Source organism: Massilia aurea, from assembly GCF_024753205.1.
GTDB lineage: Bacteria > Pseudomonadota > Gammaproteobacteria > Burkholderiales > Burkholderiaceae_D > Telluria > Telluria aurea.
Genome location: NZ_JANUGZ010000003.1, coordinates 602911 through 626569, shown reverse-complemented (window position 1 = coordinate 626569; position 23659 = coordinate 602911). Strand labels below are relative to the sequence as shown.

The following is a 23659-nucleotide window of genomic DNA, read 5'->3' as shown; positions in this document are numbered from 1 at the left end:
CGAGCCAGCATCAGGCGACGCCCCAGGGATCGTAGGTGCCGACCTGCCACAGATGGCCCTCCGGATCGCGGCAGGCAAATGCGCGCCCACCCTGCGGCGCGTCGCCGATCGGCTGGGTGATCACCGCGCCACTGCCGAGCACGCGGGCATGCACGGCGTCGGCATCAGCCACGTGGAGCCAGATCGTCTGCGTCAGCAAGCCGCCAGCCTGTGCCGGTGTCGCCAGCAAGCGGCCATAGTCATCTTCCGAATGGGTGCCAATCATCACCATGCCATCCCCCAGTGTGAGCTCAGCATGGGCTACTTCGCCCTGCCGGCCGGGGATGCAACGCCGTATCGTAAAGCCAAAATTCGTGCACAGCCAGGCGAGCATGGCGGGGGTGTCGTGGTAACGCAGGCAGGGGACGACGGTGGAAGGCATGAAACGCTCCCGGTTCGGTTGGTCGGAACAGCGAAGACAATCCAAAGATGCTTGAAATTTCGACAACGGGCCCACAATGTAAGCATATCGTACCTTCCAACCGGAGACCATCATGAACCCGTCAGACGAAAAAACCTTGCAGGACTTCCTGGGCCAGCTGGTCCAGGCCCGTGGCGTAACGAAAGATCCGCAAGCCGATGCGCTGATTCAGCGCGCCGTGGCCGAGCAGCCGGACGCCGCCTACCTGCTGGTGCAGCGCGCGCTGCTGGTCGAGCAGGCGCTGGGCAATGCCAAGGCGCGCATCGCCGAGCTGGAACGTCAGACCACGAAGGGCAGCGGCGGGTTCCTCGACGCGAATACGTGGGGCAATTCGGCGCAAAGTAATCCATCGTCACCAGCGCCGGCACCAGCGCAAAGCGCAGCACAGGGTACGGCAGCACCGGCACGCAGCGGGGGTTTCCTGGGTGGTGCTGGCGGCAGCATGCTGGGCACGATCGCGGCTACGGCAGCCGGTGTGGCGGCGGGCAGTTTCCTGTTCCATGGTATCGGCAATCTGCTCGATCACGATGGTGCGAGAGCCGGCGCGGAAGGTGGCGCCAATCATTTGCTGGCTGATGCCGGGACGGGTGAGGCGAACAGCGGCGGCGCGCTCGCCGACCAGGCAGGCATCGGCGCCATCGACGAACCAGGCGCGGCCGACGATCCACTGGCCGACAGCAACCATGGCGATGAGCCGAGCGGGTTCTTCGATGGCGACGGGTCGGACGAGGGCGTGTTCGGCTGAACAGGCCGGCACGCGCAAGCTCAGCCGGTCACGAGTGCTGTGATCCTCGCCGCATCGTCCGGTGTCGCCGGGTTGTAGACGACCATCGACAGGTCCGGGCGAGCATCCACCGCAAACGACGAATATTCCAGCGCGAGCCAGCCGGCCACCGGATGATGCAACTGCTTCGTGCCTTCGCCGTAGGTGCCGACATCCCGGCTTTGCCACAGCGCGTCGAAGTCCGGGCTGCGCTGGCGCAGCTCGCGGACCAGCGGGTCCGACTGGACGTCGACGCCAGCGCGCGTCATGTCGGCCCGGAATGCCGCAACGACGAACCGTGCTACGCTGTCCCAGTCGCGCTGGGCGGCGCGGGTAGCAGGATCACAAAAGATGCGGCGCAGGATATTGCGTTGCTCGGGCGTGGCGCTGTCGTAGCCGAACACCGCTGCGGCAGCGCCGTTCCAGGCAACCACATCCCAGCTGGCGGTCTTGATGAAGGCCGGGCTGGCCGGCAATGCATCGAGCACGCGCTGAATGCGCGGCGAAATTGCCGCGTGCGGTGCATGGTGCGGTGCGGGTGGACGGCCCAGCGCCAGCAGGAACAGGTGCTCACGCTCGGCGCCAGTGAGCATCAGCGCCCGCGCGATGCGTCCGGCCACTTCGGCTGACGGGGCGCCGCCCCGGCCCTGTTCCAGCCAGGTGTACCAGGTGGTGCTGATGCTGGCGCGCTGCGCGACTTCTTCGCGCCGCAGGCCAGGCGTGCGGCGGCGCGTGCTGCCCAGGCCGAGCGCTGCCGGGTCGAGGCGGGCGCGGCGGTCTTTGAGGTAGCTGCCCAGCGGATTGTCGCGGCTCGTTGCCCCATCCATCCTGTTACCTCTTATACCCGTATAAAGTCACTACTTTACCCGGATACGCAGCCCGTCGATAGTGGACATCTACCCAACAGGAGGATGTCATGCATGTATTCATTACCGGTGCGACCGGATTTGTCGGCACTGCCGTGGTACAGGATTTACTCGCTGCCGGCCACACCGTCACTGGCCTGACGCGGTCGGAAGCCGGCGCGGCGGCGCTGGCCGCGCTTGGCGTGCGGGCGTGGCGCGGCACGCTCGATGATGTGGAAGGACTGCGCGATGCGGTCGCGGCGGCCGATGGCGTGATCCATACCGCATTCGATCACGACTTTTCACGGTACGCCGCCAACTGCCAGCAGGACCGGCACGCCATCGAGGCGCTGGGCGCGGCGCTTGAAGGCTCGGATCGTCCGTTGGTTGTCACCTCTGGGATGGTGCTCGATGTGCAGGGCCGGTCGGCGACCGAGGCAGATGTGACGTTTCCGCTCAGCCCGGCTTATCCGCGCGCATCGGAACATGCCGCCAGCGTGCTGGTCGCGCGTGGTGTGAATGCCTCGGTCGTGCGCCTGCCGCCATCCGTGCATGGTGAGGGCGACCATGGTCTGGTGCCGATGATGATCGGTTTCGCCCGCACAAAAAGAGTAGCGGCGTTTGTCGACGATGGCGCCAACCGCTGGTCATCGGTGCATCGCCTCGACGCCGCGCGCGTGTTTCGTCTGGCGCTTGAGCGCGCCGCCCCGGGCGCGCGGTATCACGCCGTGGCCGAGGAGGGCGTCCCGTTCCACGACATCGCAGCGGCGATCGGTCGGCGCCTGGGCGTGCCGGTAACCAGCATCGCGCGCGCTGCAGCAGCACAGCACTTTGGCGCACTGGCGCATTTCGCCGGCATGAACGTGCCGGCAGCGTGCAGCTGGACGCGCGAGGTGCTAGATTGGCATCCGCGGCAAGGCACACTGATGGAGGATGTCGACAGCACGCGTTATTTCCCGGCTTGACCGGAGACGCTCGTCAGACCAGCGTCATCAGTACGCCGGTTGTGGCGGCCAGGGCCACGACCAGCCAGGCCGGCGCGCGGCATGTCACCAGCAGCATGAAACAGGCCAGCGCCACGGCGGCGTCACGCAGGTCGAGCACTGCGCTCATCCAGACCGGGTCGTACAGCGCCGCGCCGAGGATGCCCACGACGGCGGCATTGGCGCCCATGACCGCATGGCGCAGCGCGCGCTGGCGCTGCAGTCGGGCCCAGAACGGCAGGGCGCCGTAGACGAGCAGCAGCCCCGGCAAGAACAACCCTACCAGCGCCACGCAGGCGCCGCCCACGGCGGTGGCGCTCATCCCGGCCTGTGCGCCAAGGAATGCGGCGAACGCAAACAGCGGCCCGGGCAGCGCCTGGGCCATCCCATACCCCGACAGGAACGTTTCGCTGCCGATCCAGCCGCTGGCAACGGTTTCGGCCTGCAGCAGCGGCAACACCACGTGCCCGCCACCGAACACGAGCGCGCCTGAACGGTAGAAGGCGTCGAATAAAGCGAGCGGTCGGTACTGCGTGGCAGCGGCGGCGACGGGCAACAGCACGAACAGCACACCACACAGGACCAGCGCGGCCGCGCCGCCCGCCACGCGCACCGGGAACGCGAGCGGGGCAGCGCCGTGCGGGGCTTCCCCGCGGCACCAGGCCCAGCCCGCCACTGCGCCGGCCGCGATGGCGATCAACTGGCCACCGGGGCCGGCAGCAACGACGACGATCGCGATGGCGGCCAGGGCAATCACCTTGCGTTGCCAGTCGGGCGTCAGCGTGCCCGCCATCCCCCACACCGCCTGCGCGACGACAGCGACCGCCACCAGTTTCAGCCCGTGCACCGCGCCGGTGGCCAGCGGACCGGTCGTGACGGCGGCCCCGAGCGCCCAGGCGAGCATCAGCAGCGCTGACGGCAAAGTAAAACCGAGCCACGCGGCGCAGCCACCCAGTACGCCCCCGCCGCGCAGCACGCCCAGCGCGAAGCCGACCTGGCTCGACGCTGGCCCGGGCAGGAACTGGCACAGCGCGACCAGCTCGCCATAGCGTGCGTCGTCCAGCCAGCGGCGGCGCACGACGAATTCATTGCGGAAGTAGCCCAGGTGGGCGATCGGGCCACCGAACGAGCGCAGGCCCAGCAGCAGGAATATCCCGAAGATGGCGAACAGAGAACTGGCGCCTGCGCCATTGGCAGCAGCGTCGGTCGTTGGGGCGGTTTGATCGTGCAACATTACATCTGCTGGAACAGCGTACTGTGATTGCGGCTCACTTCGAGCGCCTCGGGGTAGCCGTGCAGCGTGAGCATCTGCCGGCCGCGCAGGTCGCGCCGCACTTCGGCGATCGCATCGACCCGCACCAGCGTCGAGCGGTGGATGCGCCAGAATTCGTCGGGGTCGAGCGCTTCTTCAAGTTCCTTGAGTGTCTTGCGGATCAGGTGCTGCGCGGTGGCGGTCTGCACCCGCGTGTACTTGTCGTCGGACTGGAAGAACAGCACCTCGGACGTCGCGACCATCCGCAGGCTCGTGCCCGACTGGGCCTGGATCCAGCGCAGATACGATGGTTTTGACGAGGGCGCCGCGCGCCCCAGCAGCTGGTCGCCCAGTTGCGCCAGCCGGGCCAGCTGGGCGCCGATGTCTTGCGGCTTGTGTTCGAGCTGGCGGCGCAGGCGCGCCACCGTGGTGTCGAGCCGCGCCAGCGTCACGGGCTTGAGCAGGTAATCGATCGCGCCATGCTCGAATGCCTCGACCGCGTACTGGTCGTAAGCGGTGGCAAACACGATGTGGCAGTCGGCGTACAACTGCCGTGCCGCGTCGATGCCGCCCATGCCCGGCATGCGGATGTCGAGGAACGCGATGTCCGGCTTGTGCTGCGCCGCCAGCGCTACCGCCTCGACCCCGTTGGCGGCTTCGGCGACGATGCGCAGCTCGGGCCACGCCTCGTGCAGGCGCGAGCGCAACTGGTCGCGCATAAGGGCTTCATCATCGGCAATCAGGGCAGTGGGCATGGCGGAGTGCATCGTAATATCAGCCGTCTTCGGTCATCCGGTACGGCAGGCGAATCGACACGCACGCGCCCCCAGTTGCAGGCGCTTCGATCACGAGTTCGGCTGATGTGCCGTACAACAGCGCCAGGCGTTCGCGGATATTCGCCAGGCCCACGCCGCTGCCGGCATGCAGGTTGAAGCCGACGCCGTCGTCCAGCACATCGACATGCAGCGTGGCGCCTTCGACCCGCGAACGCACGACGATCGTGCCGCCCGCGACCTTGGGTTCGAGCCCATGCTTGATCGCGTTCTCGATCAGCGTCTGCAGCATCATCGGCGGGAACGGCGCGCTGCCGAGAAAATCGGGCACCTCAAAGCGGACCTGGAGCCGCTCTTTCATCCGCGCCTGCATGATGGCGAGATAAGCGCGCGAGAGTTCGACCTGCTTGCCGAGCGTGCCGCCGGTGCCGCCTTTGCCCATGGACCCGCGCATCTGCGGCAGCGACGCGCGCAGGTACTCGATCAGGTGGCCGTGCACGCGCGCGGCTTCCTTCGGATCGGTTTCGATCAGCTGGCCGATCAGCGCCAGCGTGTTGAACAGGAAGTGCGGCTCGACCTGGGCCTGGAGCGTGGCCATCTGCGCCTCGGTCAGGCGCCGTTCGAGATTGGCCACGTCGGCCTTGCTCGACGCATCGCGCGCCAGCAGTTCGGCGCGGCGCTTGCCGCCGGCGAGCACCTTGACGCCGAACGACACCAGGATGAACCAGATCGCCGGTTCGACCAGGTTGACGAACAGGCCGGCGACAAAGCCCAGGAACCAGACCAGGTACAGCTGGCGCCATTCGATCAGCGCGAGCCAATCGAAGAAGCGCCACCACAGGGCGCCCGCTTCGCGCATGGCGTCGCGCACGAAGTCGAGCGCGCGGTTGATCTGGACAGCCGCCATGGCTTACTCCCCGCTCGTGTGGCGCAGGCGGCGCTGTGGGCGGCCAAACACGGCCACGGCGACGAACTTCAGTACCAGCAGGCCAACGAACAGGGCCAGCACGATCGGCACGATGGTGACCAGCGCGGCGAGGGCGATGGCAAGCACCAGCAGCACCGGCCACGGCATGCGGGTCAGGTAGCGCGCGCTGGATTTGGCCAGGCGCCAGGTGGTGCGGCCGGCCACTTCGGCATTGCGCAGGATCGACTGGAAACGGCTGGCGGACGTATGAATGGTTTTCACGTGCAGTCCTTTCAAAGAGTGATGACCCTACTGTAGGGATGCAGCCCGTGCAGGCCAAGGGCGATCCGACGAACGGTGCGAATTTCGGGGCGAGCGGTCGTGAGCGTGGATGAGCGGGGCACGGTTTTGCGTGTCAATACGGCGGCGCTGCACGATGGGTGCTACGGCGCGATGAGCTTGAGCGCTTCCTGGCGCATCACGTCGAGCATGCCTGCCTGCGGCGTGCGCGCGCAGCCGGCCAGTGTCGCCTCGAACAGCGTGTCGGCCGGCGGGAATGTCCGGCGTTCGCCTTCACGTTGAAAGCTGTAGATCAGTTTGCCGACGCTCTCGTAGAACACCGGCAGTTCGCGCAGGCTGCGCTCCGGGAACGTCGCAATATGGTAGGCCACATCGACGTTCAGGTCAGCACAAGTCTTGGTGGCGATGGTCCCGGTGTGATCCTTGCGGAAGCGGTACGTGACCGTGCCACTGGGGGCGTCATCCACGCTTGTGATGTCGAGTTGCCTGGCCATGCCGAGGGCCAGCGCATCGAGATCGGCCGAGCGCGACGAAGCGCGCACCGTCGCTGCGGCCTTGCGGCCCCGCGTGCCGGGCGTGAGTTCGATCGTGACCATGCCCTGGACACCGCGCCGCACGAGTGCCTGCGGATAGCTGGCGTCGCTGGCGTAAATCGTGATCTCGCGCCAGGCTGGCACCGTGGCCTGGGCCGCGACCGATTGCGGGGCCAGCCCAAGAACCCCAAGCGCCAGGGTCGAACACGCTGCGATGGTTTTCATGGGAGGCCTTTGCATCGTCGTCAGGACGCCTTGCGCTCGTTCCAGTAATCGCGCAGCAAGCCGTAGAACACGGTGTCGGCGTATTCGCCGTGCACGCGCCAGCGCTGCGGCATGAAGCCTTCCTTGCGAAAACCGAGCTTTTCCAGCACGTGGGCGGACGCGTCGTTGCGCGGGTCGATGTCGGCCTCGACCCGGTTGATGCCAACTTCGTTGAAGCCGTGATCGAGCACGGCTTCGATCGCTTCGCTGGCATAGCCATTGCCCCAGTGGCCCTTGGCGATGGCGTAGCCCAGTTCGCAGCGGTTGTACTGGTTGTAGAAGTGGTGCAGGGCGACGGTGCCGATCACTTCGCGGCTGCCCGCCAGCTCGATGGCAAAGCGCAGCTCGGTCTCGTCGCGGTAGGCTTCGAGGGCGCGTGCGATGGCGGTGTCAGCCATCGAGATGTCGGTCCACGGCTCGGCGCTCCAGTAGCGCACGACGGCAGGGTCGGAAAAAATGGTGTACAAGGCCCGTGCATCGGTGGCGGCCAGCGGGCGCAGCATCAGGCGTTGGGTGGTCAGGACAGGGGTGCTATAAGTCGACATGGGTTTGCATTGTCATAGTTGTAAGCGTTAGCATACCATCGACTCGGGGCGTGCAGACAAGCGCCATGCTGTTTAACGTCACCATCTACCGGTGCGATCGAGGCAGGCAGCGGGTCAGCCTGCATCGGTGCGAAGGCAGGCGACCGCAGCGTTGATGTGGGCGGCGGCCGCGTGGGCATCGGGCACGCCGATCACGAGGCGCGTCCATTCATGGTCCGCCAGTTCGATGACGATGGTGTGCAGCTTGCGCCGCGTGAAAACGAACTGCCTGTCGCCTGCCTTGAGAAAAGTCCCGGCCGCGACGACATAGGGAATATGCGTTCCAGGGAGGCGCAGGCCCAGCTTGAACCCGCTTGCTCCACCAAAATTGGGGTCTTCGGTCGCGCCGCGTACCTGCTGGAGGGGAATGCGTACGTCAGGGTGCAGTGCCATCAGTTTTTCCCATTTGCCCAGATGGACGATGAGCTCACTGTCGGTCAGTTCCAGTCGTGGCATTGTCATTCCTTGCGTGGTAGATGGTCGAGTAAACGGGAGCCGAGCAATTCTGCTGCGTTTGATGCATGTGCCGCCAGTGCGCAACGACACAGTTCGGCGACGGGGAGGTCGAAGCTCGCCAGTTCCCGCAACGCCGTGATCATCAGATCCAGGGATGCACCATCGCTAGCCCAGTTGCCGGCCAGCGTCTTTCGCAATACTTTTTCAAAGAGACCCCGCTTGGAACCGAAGGCTTTGTAGAGGCTGCCCCGTTGCAGCCCTGTCGCTTCGACGAGATCGTCGATCGAGCACGCTGTATAGCCGAGGCGGCCAAACACCGCCGCCGCGCTGTCGATGACATCTTCTTCAACAAAATTTCTCGGGCGGGCCATGGGACAGGATCGGTGCTGAAAGGTTATAAGATAATCACAATGTAAGGATACTTGAACGATCAGTCAAGAATCATCAACGGATCGTGCCTTACCGGTCGATTCATTGTTACCTCGAACAGGCACGCTTCAAATGACGAAATCATTTCGCACCATCGGCATCCTCGCGTTGTTGGCGCTCGGCGCCTGTACCCAGGATCGGCACCCGATCGATCGGCAGCTGTCGCAAATGCGTCCCGACACCGTCGTACCGCTGGTGGGTCTGGAGTGGCCTGCTGGTACCTTGCTGTGTCCGCTGACGCCGTACCAGGATAGAGTGCCCGACGGTGCTCTCGCGGCGGCGCGCGTGAATGACTTCTTGAAGCGCAAGCAATTTGTTGGTGATGAAGGTCACTGGTCGCTGGTCGTCGTCAAGCCGGCACCAGTTGGCGACGATGGCATCGAGCATCTGATCTTCAAACGTGGGAACTATGACGTGGTAACGGAAGAGAAACGCGTTGCGCAGGCTGCCAAGGCGCAGTCCCAAACATTCACGCAGCAAGCATGTGTGCCGGTGGAACTGGCCCGCGTGCTGGTGACACGCGACCAGTCGCAACGCAACCTCGTCAGTTTCGGGACGTCTTGAGCACGGCGCTGCACGCAGAACGCGCTGGTGGCTCGCTCAAGATGCGGGCGCAGGCTTGACGTCGATCGGTATGGTCACCACGGGCGTTTGTCCGGACGCGCTGCCGGGTTTCCAGGGCGGATTGATCACCTTGATATCGCGTACGCCCAGCCGGGTAAAGTCGTCGAGCGAATAGGTCCAGCCGAGTGCGTCCGGATTTTTGTCGTAATACGGTTTGTACTGGTCACCTTGCCCGAGTGTGCTGAGATCGGTGCGCACGCCGATCATTCTATAAAATTCAGCTTCACGGCGGCCACTCTGGACGCGCTGTTTCTCGATGTCATCCAGCAAAGCCTTGCGCTGGGCAGCGGTTAGCGCGTCGTCCAGCCCAATCTGTAACGGACCACCGGGCCCACCGTGATAGCCGACCATGGCGAAGTTGCTGACGATCTTTTTTACTGCGGCCGGGAACACGTAATTGGCGCAGGAAGAAAAGCAGAATTCCATGACCTTGATATTCAGCTTGTGCGCATGCACCCAGGCGCCCAGTTCCATGCCGGGATTGATGTCGCCGCCAAGGCTGCGGATCGACAGGGTCGTCGGCTTTTTCACCAGTTTTTCATACAGCGTGAAGAGCCGCTGATTCGCGTCACTGTCGACAGAGCCGATATATTCGAGTTGCCCGTTGCTGTAAAAGACCTGCGTCGTTTCTACTTCGGCAGCGAGCGTGGAAAATGGCAATCCCATGAGGAGGGAGCAGTACAAAGCAGATGTGCGCATGTAATCCTGACGGATGTGACGATTCAAAAAATAGGAGCAAACGCGCATTCATGCGAGGCAAGTTCATCGCTGTTGGAACGTTCTTACCCGTGCGTGTTGCTGACCTGTTCCAGGAAGTCCAGCAGCACCCGCCCCGCGATATCGGCATCATCGGCCGTCATCGTCTCGAGCGGATTGTGGCTGATCCCGCCGTTGCCGCAGCGGACGAACAGCATCGCCACGTCAGTCAACTCAGCCATGCGCATCGCGTCGTGGCCGGCACCGGATGGCAGGTCGAAATGGGGCAGGCCGGCCCGTTCCACCGCGGCCCCCAGCTGCGTCATCAGACGCGGCGCGCATGGTACGGCGTCAATCTCCAGCAGCTTGACCAGTCGTTCGCCGATGCCGCGCGCGGCGCAGATGGTGCTGATGCCGGCCAGGATATCGGCCACTGCGGCCAGGCGCACCGCATCGTCGGCGGCGCGGATGTCGAGCGACAGGCGGCAGGCGCCGGGGATCACGTTGACTGAGCCACCCGGCACCTCGAGCTGGCCGACCGTCCCGACCAGCGCTGCGCCCTGGTGGCAGCGCGCTTCCACCAGCAGCACGATCTCGGCGGCGGCGGCGGCCGCATCGCGCCGCATGCCCATCGGCGTGGTGCCGGCGTGGCTGGCCACGCCGCGCAGTTCGACGATGTAGCGCGAGCTGCCGGCAATCGCGTTCACCACGCCCAGCGGCAGGCCACGTTCGAGCAGCACCGGGCCTTGCTCGATGTGGACTTCGACAAAGCCGAGCAGCAGCGCAGGATCGCGTGCGATGCCAGCTATCTCAGAATGGTGGTGGCCAGCCTGCGCCAGCGCGTCGCCCAGCGTGACGCCGTCGCTGTCGACAGCGGTCAGCAACCCCATGTCGAAGCTGCCCGCAACCGCGCTGCTGCCCAGGAACGTGCTTTGATACCGCACGCCTTCTTCTTCGGCAAACGCGATCACCTCCAGGTCGTACGGCAGGCGCTGGCCGCGCGCGTGCAGGTCGGCGACGACGGCGATCGGCAGCAGGATGCCCAGGCGCCCGTCGTACTTGCCGCCATCGCGCACGGTGTCGTAGTGCGAGCCGGTCGCCAGCGTTTTTGCGCCCGGCTGCGCAGCGGCGTAGCGGCCGACGACATTGCCCACCGCGTCGATGTGGACCGTCATGCCGGCCTCGCGCATCCAGCCGGCGATGCACGCGGCGGTGCGCTGGTGGGCCGGCGTCATGTAGGCGCAGGTCAGGTTCGTCTCAACGTCGCTGATGGCGCCCAGCGTTTCGCACCAGTCCATCACGCGCGCGCCAAGCGACGGCGTCACGCCCAGCAGCGCATTCAGCCGGATCTCCGCGATCCGGTGTACCTGGCGCAGCGCTTCGCGCAGCTCGTCGCCGCGCGCGTTGCCGATGCGCCGCTCGAAGGTGGCGATGATGGCCTGGCGCGACAGGCCCTGGCCGGTCGGGCCCTTGACCGCGAGGATGAACGGAAAGCCGAAGCGGCCGTTGTAGTCGGCATTGAGCGCATGCAGCTGCGCGTATTCGTGCGGCGTGCACCGGTCCAGTCCCGAACTGGCTTGCTCGCTCGTGGATTCGGCGGTCAGGGCGCCGGCGATCGCGGCCTTGCCGGCCAGTTCCGGGTGGGCGCGCAGCAGCGCCAGTTGTTCGTCGATACTGGCCGCGTCCACCACCGACTGCAAGGCGCGCTTGAGCGCGGCCAGGCTGGCGAACGGGCGGGCCTGCGCTGCGCGCGCCGCGATCCACGGCGAGTGTTCGTAGATGCCGCGCAGGGCCTCGACAAAGCCGGCGGCCTCGCATGCGTTCAGCGTCGCGATCGTGGTCATGTGCGCTCCATGGTGTCAGGCGGTCGATCATACGGGCTGGCGGTGGGGGCGCCCATATCGCCCCGCGGATGGCTGCCAGCAGCCGGCGCATATAGTCTAGGCCTGCACCAGGGCGCGCGCGGCGCTGCTGACCTGGTCGCGCAGCCATTTGTGCTCGGTCGACTGGTGCACGCGCTGGTGCCACAACTGGTAAAAGCGCATCGGCGGAAACTTCACTGGCACCGTGAAGCTTTTCAACGGCAGCGTCTTCTCAAAGGCGCGGATGAACTGGCGGCCGGTGGTCAGGACCAGGTCACTTTGCGTGAGCATGTACGGAATCACGCCGAAGTAGGGCGACTCCACCGCCACGCGGCGCTGCAGGCCGAGGCGCTCGAGATGCGCGTCGATCACGCCGTGGTACCCGGGCAGCATCTGGGTCGGGGCGACGTGGGGCAGGTCGAGATAATCCTCGAGCGTCATCGCGTCCGGCGCCGTGCGCCGCGCGTACGGGCTGTCGGCGCGCATCGTGCAGATGATCGGGTCTTCGAACAGCTTCGAGATGTGCAGGTGCGCCGGCGGTTCGTCCCAGTTGGCGATCACCAGGTCCATGTCGCCGTCGGAGAGCATGCGCAGATAATCCTGACCCGGCCCCAGTGCGTGGATCACGACCTTGCTGCCGGGCGAGCCGCGGCGCAGCAGCGCTACCACATTGGGCAGGAAGCGCGCATCGAGGTAATCCGGCGCGGCGATGTGGAAGGTACGCGCGGCGTCTTCGGGCTGGAACGGTGCCTTGCGCACGAACAGGCTCTCGGCTTCGTCCAGAATGCGCTTGGCGGGCTTGAGCAGACCTTCGCCGTGCTGCGTCGGCACCATGCCGCGTGCGCCGCGCACGAGAATCGGATCGCCCGTCAACTCGCGCAGCTTGCGCAGCGAGGCCGAAATCGAGGGCTGCGGCTGGTTCAGCTTGAGCGCCACGCGTGAGACGTTTTTCTCCACCAGCAGCAGGTAGAGGATGCGGATCAGGTGCAGGTCGAGGTTGCGGGGCAGGCTGGACATGGCCGTGAAATCTTCGTTGTATATCGAGTCGGATATGTCGAATATACGCCGATTTTGTTGTTGCAGAAATGGAAATCAGCGTATCGTCAAGCCGTCTGTCGCCATGGTTGCACTGGCGCGCTCGCGTATGTTCCCTTGAATCTGCGACCCTGAAGGACGCCCATGTTTGACCCCGGATACCTGGCCCCCTACGTTCTCGAATGGCTCAATCTGCTGGTGCGCTGGCTGCACATCATCACCGGCATCGCCTGGATCGGCGCATCGTTTTACTTCGTCTGGCTCGACAACACGATCAAGCCGCCGGAGCCCGGTTCGGACCTCGAGCGCAAGGGTGTCGCCGGCGAGCTGTGGGCCGTGCACGGCGGTGGCTTCTACAATCCGCAAAAATACCTGGTGGCGCCCGCTGAATTGCCGAAGGAGCTGCACTGGTTCAAGTGGGAAGCTTATTCCACCTGGCTGTCGGGCTTTGCGCTCCTGAGCATCGTGTATTACATGAATGCGAAAGCGATGATGATCGACCGCAGCGTGGCCGATCTGTCGAGCGGGCAGGCGATCGGTATCGGCATCGGCAGCCTGGTCGTGGGCTGGATCGTCTACGACCTGCTGTGCCGCTCACCGCTGGTGCAGCGCCCGTTGGCGTTTGGCGCGACGATCTTCCTGTTTTTGGTGGGCAGCAGCTGGGTGCTCACGCACCTGCTCAGCGGCCGCGCGGCGTATCTGCACGTGGGCGCGATGATCGGCACGATCATGGTGGCAAACGTGGCGATGCTGATCATTCCCGGCCAGCGCAAGATGGTCAATGCCATGCTGGCGGGGCAGAAGCCCGATCCGGTCCACGGCATCAGGGCCAAGCAGCGCAGCGTCCACAATAATTACTTCACGCTGCCGGTGCTGTTCATCATGATCAGCAACCACTACGCGATGACTTACAACCACCCGCATGCGTGGGCGGTGCTGGGCGTGATCATGCTGGCCGGCGTGTTGATCCGCCACTTCTTCAATCTGCGCCACAAGGGCCGCATCGAATGGCGGTACCCTGTGGCGGGCGCCGCGCTGCTGCTGGGACTTGGCGTGCTGCTGGCGCCAGCCCGGCCGGTGCGCGTCGATCCGGTGGTCACTACCGCTGCGGCCGACGCCGCACGCTTTGCCGAGGTCCGCGCGATCATTGGCGCGCGCTGCGTCTCGTGCCATGCGGCGCAACCGACGCAGCCCGGCTTTGCGGTCGCGCCGCTGGGCGTCATGCTCGAAACGCCCGAACAGATCGGCCAGAACGCCGCGCGCATCTACCAGCAGACAGTCCAGACCAGGGCCATGCCACTGGCGAATCTGACGCACATGACCGATGCCGAACGCGCCGTGGTCAAGGCCTGGTTCGAGGCCGGCGCCAACACAGGAAACACACCATGAACGCATTGCAGACACGCCTGACCGACTGGATCGACGCGCACTTCGATGACGAAGTGGGCTTCCTGCAGGCCGTCGTGCGGATTCCCACCGATACGCCGCCGGGCAACAACGCGCCACACGCCCAGGCCGTGGCCGACATGCTGGAGGGCGCCGGCTGGCCGGTCGAGCGGCACGCGGTGCCAGCGCAGCAGGTCGTCGACTACGGCCTGGAAAGCATCACGAACCTGATCGTGCGCCGGCCGTATGGCGCAGACGGGCCGACACTGGCGCTCAATGCGCATGGCGACGTGGTGCCGCCGGGCGAAGGCTGGACCCATCCACCGTATGGCGCCGTCATCGAAGATGGCTACCTGTACGGGCGCGCGGCAGCGGTATCGAAAAGCGACTTTGCCACCTATGTATTCGCGGTGCGCGCGCTCGAAGCCCTGGGCGCGCCGCTGCGTGGCGGCGTCGAGCTGCACTTTACGTATGACGAAGAATTCGGCGGCCTGCTGGGGCCGGGCTGGTTGCTCGAACAGGAGTTGACGCAGCCCGACTACGTGATCGCCGCCGGTTTTGGCTACAGCATCATCACCGCGCACAACGCCTGCCTGCAGCTGGAAGTGACGGTGCACGGCAAGGCCGGCCACGGCGCGATGCCCGACACAGCGGTCGATGCGCTGCAGGCAGCCACGCGGGTATTGAATGCGATCTACGGCGACCTGCCACGGCTCAAGACCATCAAGTCGGGCGTGCCCGGTATCGATTCGCCGACGATGCTCGTCGGGCGCATCGACGGCGGCACGAATACCAACGTGGTGCCGGGCAAGGTGGTGTTGAAGCTCGACCGGCGCATGATTCCCGAAGAAGACCCGGTTGCGGTCGAAGCGCAGGTGCGCGCACTGATCAACGACGCAGTGGCCGGCATGCCCGGCATCCGGCTCGAGATCCGGCGCCTGCTGCTGTCGCAGGCGCTGCGGCCGCTACCCGGCGCGCAGCCGCTGGTCGAGAGCCTGCGCCGCAACGCACACGCCGTGCTGGGCGAGGCGATTCCCGCTGTCGGCACGCCGCTGTATGCGGATGCGCGCCTGTATGGCGAGCGCGGTATTCCGGCCGTGCTGTATGGCGCCGGGCCGCGCACGGTCACGGAGGCCAATGCGAAGAAGGCCGACGAGCGGCTGGCGCTGGAAGACTTGCGCCGCGCCACCAAGGTGGTGGCGCTGACGCTGCTGGATATGCTGGGTGCGCCGTAAACGGTCAAGGCCGCCCGGTTGTCGCGGCCTGGCCCAGCGATTCCGCCATCCGCACGAGCTTCACGAACTCGGCGCGATAGCCGTCAGCGTCGGCGCCCCGTGCGTCGTTCGCCAGCGTGGCGATGTCGGCATAGCTGTAGTCGCTCACCTGCGGCTCGCCGCGCAGGCGCTGGCCAAACGCGGCCACGGCCACCGCGAAGCGCTGGTCGGCCGGCGCGGCGGCCAGCGTGGCGCGTGCCGTCGCCTGGCGCACCGGCTGCTCGGCCAGGCGGCTTGTGTTCTCGCCCGGCAGCTTGTAGCGCACCCGCACGAACGCCAGCTCGTCATTCTTGCCCCCAGGTGCGGCTTTCTTGCCGGCGCCGTAGCGCAGCGGGTCCACCAGTTTGGCAGCACCCGCCGCCGGCGTGATCTCGTAGATCGCGGTGACCGTGTGGCCGGCGCCCATGTCGCCCGCATCGACCTTGTCGTCCTTGAAGTCCTGGCGCGCCAGCATGCGCGTCTCGTAGCCGATCAGGCGGTAGGCCGCCACGCGCGCCGGGTTGAACTCGACCTGCATCTTGACGTCGTTCGCGATCGGGAACATGGTCGAGCCAAGTTCAGCTTGCAGCGCCTTGCGCGCTTCCAGCAGCGAGTCGATATAGGCGGCATTGCCATTGCCTGACTGCGTCAGGCGCTGGATCAGCGCGTCGTTCAGGTTGCCGTCGCCAACGCCGAAAATCGACAGGTAGACGCCGCTCTTGCGCTTGTCGGCGATGAAGGTTTCGAGCTGGCGCGGGTCCCTCACGCCGATATTGAAGTCGCCGTCGGTGGCCAGGATGACGCGGTTGACGGCTTTCGTATCGAAGTGGCGTTGGGCCATCGCGTAGGCGCGCTCCAGGCCATCGCGGCCGGCCGTACCGCCGGCTGCCTGCAGCGCATCGATGGCGTCGATGATCTTCTGCTTGTCACTGCCCGTGGTTGGTTCGAGCGCAACCGTCGTGCCATTGGCGTAGGTGACGATCGCCACCCGGTCCTGTTCGCGCAAGCCCTGTGCGAACAGGCGAAAGCCCTGCTTGAGCAGCGGCAGGCGGTCCTGCGGGGCCATCGAGCCGGACACGTCGACCAGCAGCACGATGTTCATCGGCGGCCGCTCGGCGCGCTGCAGATCGTAGCCGCGCACGGCCACGTGCAGCAGCTGGTTGTCCGCATTCCACGGGCTGGGCATCAGGCCCGTGGTCAGCGCGAATGGCTGGCTGGCTTTGCCAGGTGCGGCATAGGCATAGGGGAAGTAGTTCACCATTTCCTCGACCCGCACGGCGGCCGGTGGCGGCATCCGCCCGGCGCTCAGCTGGCGCCGCACGTACGCATACGACGCGGTGTCGACATCGCTGCTGAAGGTGGACACTGGTTGCTCTTCGACCAGCACCGCGCGGTTGGCCTGGGCGTCGGGGAAGCGCTCGGCGCCGGGTGCGTAGCTCGGGGACGGGTAAGGCATCGGATAAGGCATCGTCGCGACGCTACGCTGTAAGGTCGTCGGCGGCACGCGGGTGTAGCCCGAATACGGGGAGATCGCGCTGCCCGTCACCTCGACCCGCTTCCCGGGCGCCGGCGGCGGCGGCGGCGCTATGGCATTATCCGCTTGCAGTTGCTGGGGCGCGCTGCAAGCGGCCAGCAGAAGGGTAGCGGCAATGAGGGACAAGGCGGGCAGGGCGGCGGCGCGCGAGCGTGGCATGGCAGGACCTCATGAGGTGATTGTTGTCATAAGGTGCACCAGCCGCGCGCCGCCGGCAATCGCGCTTACATCCTGTAATGCCTATGCAAAAAGGATATGCGCAACGACTGCCGGCGCGGGATTACTTCTGCTTGAGCGAGCGCTCGAACAGCTGATAGATCCGGCGGTACTGGTCGTACCAAGCTTCGGGCTGCACGTAGCCGTGGCGTTCGAGCGGGTAGCTCGCCATCTCCCAGTGGTCCTTCTTCATCTCGATCAGGCGCTGCGCCATGCGCACCGAGTCCTGATACAGCACGTTATCGTCGATCATGCCGTGCGAGATCAGCAGGTGGCCTTTCAGGTTCTGCGCGTACTCGATCGGCGACGATTTCTTGTACGCTTCCGGGTCGATGTCCGGCGTGTTGAGGATGTTGGCCGTGTACTCGTGGTTGTAGCTGGTCCAGTCGGTGACGGGGCGCAGCGCGGCGCCGGCCTTGAACACGTCTGGTGCGCGCATCAGGGCCATGAAGGTCATGAAGCCGCCGTAGCTGCCGCCATACACGCCGATATTGCTGGCGTCGCCCTGCTGCTGGCCGACCAGGTACTTCACGCCGTCGAGGTAGTCGTCCAGTTCCGGATGGCCCATCTGGCGGTAGATCGCGGTGCGCCATTTGGCGCCATAGCCTTTCGAGGCGCGGTAATCCATGTCCAGCACGATGTACCCCTGCTGCACCAGCAGGTTGTGGAACATCTGCTCGCGGAAGTAGACCGGATAACGCTTGCTGACGTTTTGCAGGTAGCCGGCGCCGTGCACGAACATCACGACCGGATAGGTCTTGCCGGCTTCCAGTTGGGCAGGGCGATACAGCTTGGCGTGCACCGGATCGCCGCCGGCGCTCGATGGCACGGCCACGTATTGCGGCTCGATCCACTCGCGCGCCTTGAAGTCGGGCGTGCGGGTGTCGGTCAGTTTGGTGGCGGCGCCGCCCGAGACGGGCACGGTCGCGATCTGGATTGGCGTGTAGCTCGACGACCAGTGCACCAGCAGCTTGTTCTGGTCCGGCGACAGGTTGAAGCGTTCGACGCCGTCGAGCTTCGTCACTTCGCGCACCGCGCCACCCTTGGCGCTCACGGCGCAGACTTCGTAGTCGCCCGGCGCTTCGTGGTTGCACAGCATGTAGGCGGTGCTGCCATCCGCGCTCCAGCGCACGTCGCTGGCTTCCCATTTACCCGAGGTCAGCGCGCGTGGCGCGGCTGCTCCCATGCTATCGAGCGTGTACAGGTGCGAGTAGCCCGATTCTTCCGACAGGTACCACAGCGTGCGGTTGTCCGGCAGCCAGCCGAATTCGGCATTGTCGTAATTGACCCAGGCGCCGTCGGTGACGCGGTTCAGGGGTTTGAGCCTGGCGTCACGCAGGTCGACGCTGGCGATCCAGCGGTCCTTGTTGTCGACTGAGCGCAGCATCACGGCGACGTTGGCGCCGTTGCTGCTCCAGTCGATCGCGTTGCGGCCACCCGAGACGACGACTGGCCGGTTGCCCTTGAGTGGATCCTTCTTGGCGGCGGCGCGCAGCGCAGCCAGCGGATCGACGGTGATGCCGGGCAGGGTGTCGAAGCCGATGTCCTTGATGGTATTCGTGCGCAGGTCGACCAGTTTCAGCGAATGCGCGGGCGGCATATTGCGACCCACGCGCGTGCGCACGTCTTCGGTCTCTTCGTAGCCCGATTCGTTCACGTAGCGCGGCATCTTGCCCACGCGGCCCTTGTCGGCGCTCTTGGCGGCAGTGACGACCAGCAGCCAGCGTCCATCCGGCGACAGCGAACTGGCCTCCAGCGTGACCTTGTCGCCCAGGTAGACGGGCGTTGGCGCCATCGAGGCATCGACCCGGCGCAGTTCGTCGTTGCGGGCGCGCAGCGCGTCGCGGTCATCCTTCTGGCGCTTGAGGTGCTCGATCAGGCGCAGCTCGGTCGCGCGGTAGGCGTCGTCTTCCGGCGCGTTCGGATCCTTCGCCGCGCGCGGCAGTGCGGCCGGGCCGGTAACCCGGGTGACGCGGTCCCACACATACCAGTCGGTGCCGATGCGGTACTGCACCGAGCGCTCGTCGGCCGCGTACTGTGCGTTGCCGATGCGGGTCGCGCCACGCGTGACCTGCACCAGCTGGCCCGATTTCAGGTCGCGCTCGAACAGGTCGTTGTTGCGGATGACCAGCATGCGCGTGTTGTTGCGGTTATAGACCACGTCGGCGCTGTCGATCTTTGGCAGGTCGGCGTCGCTCACCATCTGCGCCTTGCCGGCGTTCGCGCCGGCCTGGAACGTGTCGCGCAGCGGCGAGCCGGTGCGCTTCTGCTTGTAGTACACCTGCTTGCTGTCCCAGCTGAACCAGGCGTCTTCCACCGGCGTGCCGATCCAGTCGGGATGGCTCATGGCCTGGTCGAGGGTGATGGGTGTCGGTGCTGCTGCTGCCGGCAGTGCGATCGATGCCAGCGAGGCCGCGAACGAGGCCGCAAAGAGGGTGAGTGCAGGTGTGCGCATGGGTATGTGGTAAGTGAAAGAAGGGCTTTCTGGCCAGAAATGCGAATGCATTCTAGCGCAGCCACTTGCCACGGCGCGCGGATCGGAGAAGGTTTTTTTACTATAAATACAAACGCCGGCAGTATGTCAATACGGCCGGCGTTCGGTATTACAGGCAGATTATTCTGCCTTGATCGGGGCGTTTGCCCCCTTGCTTACATTGCCTTGAACGGGCCTTTTGGCGGACGTGGCAGATACATCGAGACGCGGGCGGCAACGGTCAGCACGGCCAGGGCGATGGTCAGGTATTCGAGTGGATGCATGATTAACCCCGCACCGATGGAGCGTAACCGCCGTGGGCGATGTACAGGTCTTGCGAAAAACTACGGATGGCGGCGATCGCTGCCGCGAAGAAATTGGTTTGCTGGATAGCTGCAGTCATGTTGCGCTCCTGGTTAAATACTGTCATGTTGCGTTGCAGTATAGGAGTCATCGAGTCATAAGAAAACTTTTCATTCGTGATTCCCGCGATTCATAAAACGAATAATTGTTTAGTTGCTCACTGGAAAGATATGCGCTTGACGCATATCTCGACAATCGGCACACGCATAAGAAGGGCAAGGATTAAATGCAATCGGGCAACACGGTACGATTCTTGCATGCAAAAACTGCATGAAACCGCGAGACACAACAACCCCACATTTGCGCATTGTTGTGGTGCTGTCTGCAACAGCACCCGGTGCCGACCCCGATGCGGCCCACGCAGCGCAGACCCGGCGCAGCACCGCGCTGCGCATTGGCCTGCTCGAATCGGGCTACGATCTGGTCGCATCGCTTCCGGCCGACGTGTTCCTGCCCGAGCGCATCGCGCAGTTGCAGCCCGATCTGATCATCCTCGACAGCGAGTCCGACGCGCGCGACGTGCTCGAACACATCGTGATTGCCACCCGCGATGCGCGCCGGCCCATCGTGCTGTTCACCGAGGACGATGCCCCGGCCAGCATGGACGCCGCACTGGAAGCGGGCGTATCGGCGTACATCGTGGCCGGCCTGCAGGCCGAGCGCGTCAAGCCGGTGCTCGACGTCGCGCTGGCGCGCTTCCGGCGCGAGCAGCGGCTCCTCGATGAATTGAGCGATACCCGGCAAAAGCTGGCTGAGCGCAAGGTGCTCGACCGCGCCAAGGGCATGTTGATGACGCGCTACCAACTGACCGAGGACCAGGCCTACCAGCGCCTGCGCAGCCTGGCCATGAACAAGAACATGAAGCTGGTCGACGTCGCGCAGCGCCTGATCGACGTGGAAGACCTGCTGGGCTGAACGCCCGCAGCTAACAAGAACATCAGGATATCTATGACATTGGCAGGCAAGGGCGCATGGATCGCCGGTACCGACCGTCCCGAGATCGAGACCATCCGCATCGGCTTCATGCCACTGGCCGACTGCGCGCCGTTGGTGATGGCGTCGGTGCTGGGCTTCGATGAACTGTACGGCGTGCGCTTTGCACTGAGCCGCGAACAATCCTGGACCGGCATGCGCGAGCACCTGGTGGGTGGGCAGCTCGATGCGGCGCAAGCGCTGTACGGCATGGTCTACGGGATCCAGAACGGCATCGGCACCGGCCAGTGCGACATGGCGGTGCTGATGAACCTGAACCAGAATGGCCAGAACATCACGCTCTCGCGCACCTGGGCCGACGCAGCAGCAGAACCGGGCGGGTTGGCGCGCCTGGTACAGGCCGGGCAGCGCCTGACGCTCGCGCACACCTTCCCGACCGGGAACCACGCAATGTTCCTGTATTACTGGCTGGCCGCGCAGGGCGTCGATCCGTTGAAGGACTGCCGGGTGGTGACGGTGCCGCCGGGGCAGATGGCGGCCAGCCTGGCAGCCGGCCATATGGATGGCTTCTGTGCGGGCGAGCCGTGGGGCCAGCGCGCGCTGCGCGACGGCGCCGGTGTACAGGCCGCGTCGAGCGAGCAGGTATGGCCGAACCATCCCGGCAAGGCGCTGGGCACGCGCGCCGCCTTTGCCGCGACCCATCCAAATGCCTGCCGCGCGATGATCGCTGCGTTGCTGCAGGCCGCGCGCTGGCTCGACGCCTCGCGCGCCAACCGCGAAGCGGCAGCCGAGGTGCTGGCCAGTCCCGCATATGTCAATGCCAGCCGCGAGACGCTGCAGTACTGCCTGGCCGGCGCGGACGAAGGCGCGGCCTGGCGTAGCCACAACGGCCTGCGTTTCTACGCTGGCGGCGAAGCGAACTTCCCATGGCTGTCCGACGGCATGTGGTTCATGACGCAGCACCGCCGCTGGGGCTTGCTCCGTACCGATCCCGATTACCTGGCGCTGGCGCAGCAGGTCAACCGCATCGACCTGTATCGCGAAGCGGCCGAGCGCACCGGCACGCCGCTGCCTAGCACGACGCTGCGCACGTCCACGCTGATGGACGGGCGGGTCTGGGACGGCACCGATCCGCACGCTTTCGCTCAAGACTTCGCACCGGCTTGACGCCAGTTGCGGTGCACGCCGGTGCATCATCTTGGGGAATGGTGCACCGCGATGCAGCGTCGAGCAGGCGCCGGCTGCCGGCCCCGCCCTGAACCGCGCGTGGCACGCCTCTTGCTGATACAGAGCACAGGATCAATGACGATCTCCTTCATATAACGCCAGCCCAACGACGGGCCGGCACCAGGACAACGGCGTCCGCAGCTTCTGCCCCAGGCAGCAGCGCGGACGCCTTTTTGTTTTCCAAGGACGAAAAATCATGACCGGCAAAGCAGACAACATCAACCTCTTCTCGTTCCAGGGCGCGCCGATGCGGGCCTTCCACCTGACCTGGGTGGCCTTCTTCATTTGCTTCTTCGCGTGGTTCGCCTGCGCGCCGCTGATGCCCGTCATCAAAGGCGAATTCGGCCTCTCGATGGAGCAGATCGCCAATATCAATATTGCGGCAGTGGCAATCACGATTTTTGTCCGCCTGCTGGTCGGGCCCCTGTGCGATCGCTACGGCCCGCGCAAGACCTATACAGGTTTGCTGCTGATCGGCGCGATTCCCGTGCTGGGCGTGGCCATGACGCAGAGCTACGAAACCTTCCTGCTGGCCCGCCTGGGCATCGGCGCGGTCGGCGCCAGCTTCGTGATCACCCAGTACCACACGTCGGTGATGTTCTCGCCGAAGGTGGTCGGCACCGCCAACGCGGCCGCTGCCGGCTGGGGCAATGCGGGCGGCGGCGCGGCGCAGGCGCTGATGCCGCTGCTGCTCACCGCCGTCGTGATGCTGGGCGTGAGCCAGTCGATGAGCTGGCGCGTGGCGCTGGTGGTCCCGGGCGTCATGATGATCATCATGGCCTTTGTGTACTGGCGCTACACGCAGGATTGCCCGGCCGGTAACTACGATGACCTGCGCAAGACCGGCAACCTGCCGGCCAGCGCCGGCAAGGGCGGCTGGGCCAGTTTCACCGAAGGCTGCCGCAACCACCGCGCCTGGCTCCTGTTCGTCACCTACGGCGCCTGCTTCGGCATCGAGATCTTCATCCACAACATCGCCGCCGTCTACTACGTCGATCATTTCGACCTGACCCTGGGCCAGGCCGGCATGGCGGCCGGCAGCTTTGGCCTGCTGGCGCTGTTCGCCCGCGCCCTGGGCGGCTGGCTGTCAGACCGCGCAGCGCGGAGCGGTGACGTCAATCGCCGCGTGACCATCCTGTTCGTCCTGATGATCGGCGAAGCACTGGGCCTGTTGTGGTTCGCGCAGGCCGACGGCGTCGTGTTCGCCGTGGTGGCCATGCTGGGGTTCGGCCTGTTCACGCACATGGCCTGCGGCGCGACCTATGCGCTGGTGCCGTTCGTGGCGCCCAAGGCGCTGGGTGGCGTGGCCGGCATCGTCGGCGCCGGGGGCAATGTGGGCGCTGTCGCCGCGGGCTTCCTGATGAAGGGTACGGGTGACATCCAGAGCACGCTCACGATCCTGAGCGGCCTGGTGGTGGTGGCCAGCCTGTGCGCGCTCGGCGCGCGCTTCGGCAGCACGTCCCGCATCCCGTCCAGCACCCCGTCCGCAACCGTTGCAGCATAAAGGA

Annotated in this window: 23 protein-coding genes; 8 read left to right on the top strand and 15 right to left on the bottom strand. The window is 65.5% G+C overall.

Annotated elements, in window-relative coordinates; genetic code table 11:
• Window positions 1-10: 10 nt before the first annotated feature.
• Window positions 11-421: a VOC family protein gene (locus tag NX775_RS13340; RefSeq protein ID WP_258836448.1), complete on the bottom strand. Its 411-nt coding sequence runs from the start codon at window positions 419-421 to the stop codon at window positions 11-13.
• Between the two features lie 112 nt (window positions 422-533).
• On the opposite strand from NX775_RS13340, the gene NX775_RS13335 reads away from it, so the two are divergent.
• Window positions 534-1205, top strand: a complete 672-nt coding sequence (locus NX775_RS13335; RefSeq protein WP_258836447.1) for a DUF2076 family protein — start codon at window positions 534-536, stop codon at window positions 1203-1205.
• 20 nt (window positions 1206-1225) lie between these two features.
• Here NX775_RS13335 and NX775_RS13330 read toward each other — a convergent pair whose 3' ends face one another.
• Window positions 1226-2050 (bottom strand): helix-turn-helix transcriptional regulator, encoded by an 825-nt coding sequence (locus tag NX775_RS13330; RefSeq protein ID WP_258836446.1) that lies wholly within the window; start codon window positions 2048-2050, stop codon window positions 1226-1228.
• An 89-nt stretch (window positions 2051-2139) separates the two neighbouring features.
• On the opposite strand from NX775_RS13330, the gene NX775_RS13325 reads away from it, so the two are divergent.
• Complete coding sequence (locus tag NX775_RS13325; RefSeq protein WP_258836445.1) at window positions 2140-3033, top strand: SDR family oxidoreductase; 894 nt, start codon at window positions 2140-2142, stop codon at window positions 3031-3033.
• 13 nt (window positions 3034-3046) lie between these two features.
• Here the strand turns inward: NX775_RS13325 and chrA are convergent, their stop codons facing one another.
• The 8 genes from chrA to NX775_RS13285 form a co-directional block, all read right to left on the bottom strand.
• The gene (chrA, locus tag NX775_RS13320; protein ID WP_258836444.1) at window positions 3047-4285 is read right to left on the bottom strand and encodes a chromate efflux transporter; all 1239 of its coding nucleotides are present in this window, start codon (window positions 4283-4285) and stop codon (window positions 3047-3049) included.
• On the bottom strand, window positions 4285-5058 hold the full coding sequence (locus tag NX775_RS13315; protein WP_258836443.1) for a LytR/AlgR family response regulator transcription factor: 774 nt from the start codon (window positions 5056-5058) through the stop codon (window positions 4285-4287). Before NX775_RS13315 ends, chrA begins: the two co-directional genes overlap by 1 nt.
• 19 nt (window positions 5059-5077) lie before the next feature.
• On the bottom strand, window positions 5078-5983 hold the full coding sequence (locus NX775_RS13310) for a sensor histidine kinase (protein ID WP_258836442.1): 906 nt from the start codon (window positions 5981-5983) through the stop codon (window positions 5078-5080).
• 3 nt (window positions 5984-5986) lie between these two features.
• On the bottom strand, window positions 5987-6265 hold the full coding sequence (locus NX775_RS13305) for a hypothetical protein (RefSeq protein WP_258836441.1): 279 nt from the start codon (window positions 6263-6265) through the stop codon (window positions 5987-5989).
• A gap of 161 nt (window positions 6266-6426) precedes the next feature.
• On the bottom strand, window positions 6427-7041 hold the full coding sequence (locus NX775_RS13300) for a TonB family protein (protein WP_258836440.1): 615 nt from the start codon (window positions 7039-7041) through the stop codon (window positions 6427-6429).
• A gap of 20 nt (window positions 7042-7061) precedes the next feature.
• Window positions 7062-7625, bottom strand: a complete 564-nt coding sequence (locus NX775_RS13295; RefSeq protein WP_258836439.1) for a GNAT family N-acetyltransferase — start codon at window positions 7623-7625, stop codon at window positions 7062-7064.
• Between the two features lie 114 nt (window positions 7626-7739).
• The gene (locus NX775_RS13290) at window positions 7740-8120 is read right to left on the bottom strand and encodes a hypothetical protein (RefSeq protein ID WP_258836438.1); all 381 of its coding nucleotides are present in this window, start codon (window positions 8118-8120) and stop codon (window positions 7740-7742) included.
• 2 nt (window positions 8121-8122) lie between these two features.
• Window positions 8123-8491 (bottom strand): TetR/AcrR family transcriptional regulator, encoded by a 369-nt coding sequence (locus tag NX775_RS13285; protein WP_258836437.1) that lies wholly within the window; start codon window positions 8489-8491, stop codon window positions 8123-8125.
• A gap of 130 nt (window positions 8492-8621) precedes the next feature.
• Here NX775_RS13285 and NX775_RS13280 point away from each other — a divergent pair, with 130 nt between their 5' ends.
• Entirely contained in the window at window positions 8622-9113 is a 492-nt protein-coding gene (locus NX775_RS13280; protein WP_258836436.1) for a hypothetical protein, read from the top strand.
• 36 nt (window positions 9114-9149) lie between these two features.
• On the opposite strand, the gene NX775_RS13275 is transcribed toward NX775_RS13280, so the two are convergent.
• The 3 genes from NX775_RS13275 to NX775_RS13265 form a co-directional block, all read right to left on the bottom strand.
• Entirely contained in the window at window positions 9150-9872 is a 723-nt protein-coding gene (locus NX775_RS13275; protein WP_258836435.1) for a hypothetical protein, read from the bottom strand.
• A gap of 83 nt (window positions 9873-9955) precedes the next feature.
• The gene (locus NX775_RS13270) at window positions 9956-11713 is read right to left on the bottom strand and encodes an allantoate amidohydrolase (RefSeq protein WP_258836434.1); all 1758 of its coding nucleotides are present in this window, start codon (window positions 11711-11713) and stop codon (window positions 9956-9958) included.
• A gap of 96 nt (window positions 11714-11809) precedes the next feature.
• Complete coding sequence (locus NX775_RS13265) at window positions 11810-12748, bottom strand: LysR substrate-binding domain-containing protein (RefSeq protein WP_258836433.1); 939 nt, start codon at window positions 12746-12748, stop codon at window positions 11810-11812.
• Window positions 12749-12910: 162 nt separating this feature from the next.
• Here NX775_RS13265 and NX775_RS13260 point away from each other — a divergent pair, with 162 nt between their 5' ends.
• Window positions 12911-14155 carry a urate hydroxylase PuuD gene (locus NX775_RS13260; RefSeq protein ID WP_258836432.1) on the top strand — a complete coding sequence of 415 codons (1245 nt, stop codon included), beginning with the start codon at window positions 12911-12913 and terminating at the stop codon, window positions 14153-14155.
• Window positions 14152-15387, top strand: a complete 1236-nt coding sequence (locus NX775_RS13255) for a M20/M25/M40 family metallo-hydrolase (RefSeq protein ID WP_258836431.1) — start codon at window positions 14152-14154, stop codon at window positions 15385-15387. The genes NX775_RS13260 and NX775_RS13255 overlap by 4 nt, the downstream gene beginning before the upstream one ends.
• Before the next feature lie 4 nt (window positions 15388-15391).
• Here the strand turns inward: NX775_RS13255 and NX775_RS13250 are convergent, their stop codons facing one another.
• Entirely contained in the window at window positions 15392-17098 is a 1707-nt protein-coding gene (locus tag NX775_RS13250) for a vWA domain-containing protein (RefSeq protein ID WP_258836430.1), read from the bottom strand.
• A gap of 121 nt (window positions 17099-17219) precedes the next feature.
• The gene (locus tag NX775_RS13245; protein WP_258836429.1) at window positions 17220-19610 is read right to left on the bottom strand and encodes a S9 family peptidase; all 2391 of its coding nucleotides are present in this window, start codon (window positions 19608-19610) and stop codon (window positions 17220-17222) included.
• 651 nt (window positions 19611-20261) lie between these two features.
• Here NX775_RS13245 and NX775_RS13240 point away from each other — a divergent pair.
• From NX775_RS13240 to NX775_RS13230, 3 genes are all read left to right on the top strand, one after another.
• Window positions 20262-20906 carry an ANTAR domain-containing response regulator gene (locus NX775_RS13240; protein ID WP_258836428.1) on the top strand — a complete coding sequence of 215 codons (645 nt, stop codon included), beginning with the start codon at window positions 20262-20264 and terminating at the stop codon, window positions 20904-20906.
• Between the two features lie 33 nt (window positions 20907-20939).
• Window positions 20940-22091: a CmpA/NrtA family ABC transporter substrate-binding protein gene (locus NX775_RS13235; RefSeq protein WP_258836427.1), complete on the top strand. Its 1152-nt coding sequence runs from the start codon at window positions 20940-20942 to the stop codon at window positions 22089-22091.
• Between the two features lie 256 nt (window positions 22092-22347).
• On the top strand, window positions 22348-23655 hold the full coding sequence (locus tag NX775_RS13230) for an MFS transporter (protein ID WP_258836426.1): 1308 nt from the start codon (window positions 22348-22350) through the stop codon (window positions 23653-23655).
• Window positions 23656-23659 lie beyond the last annotated feature (4 nt).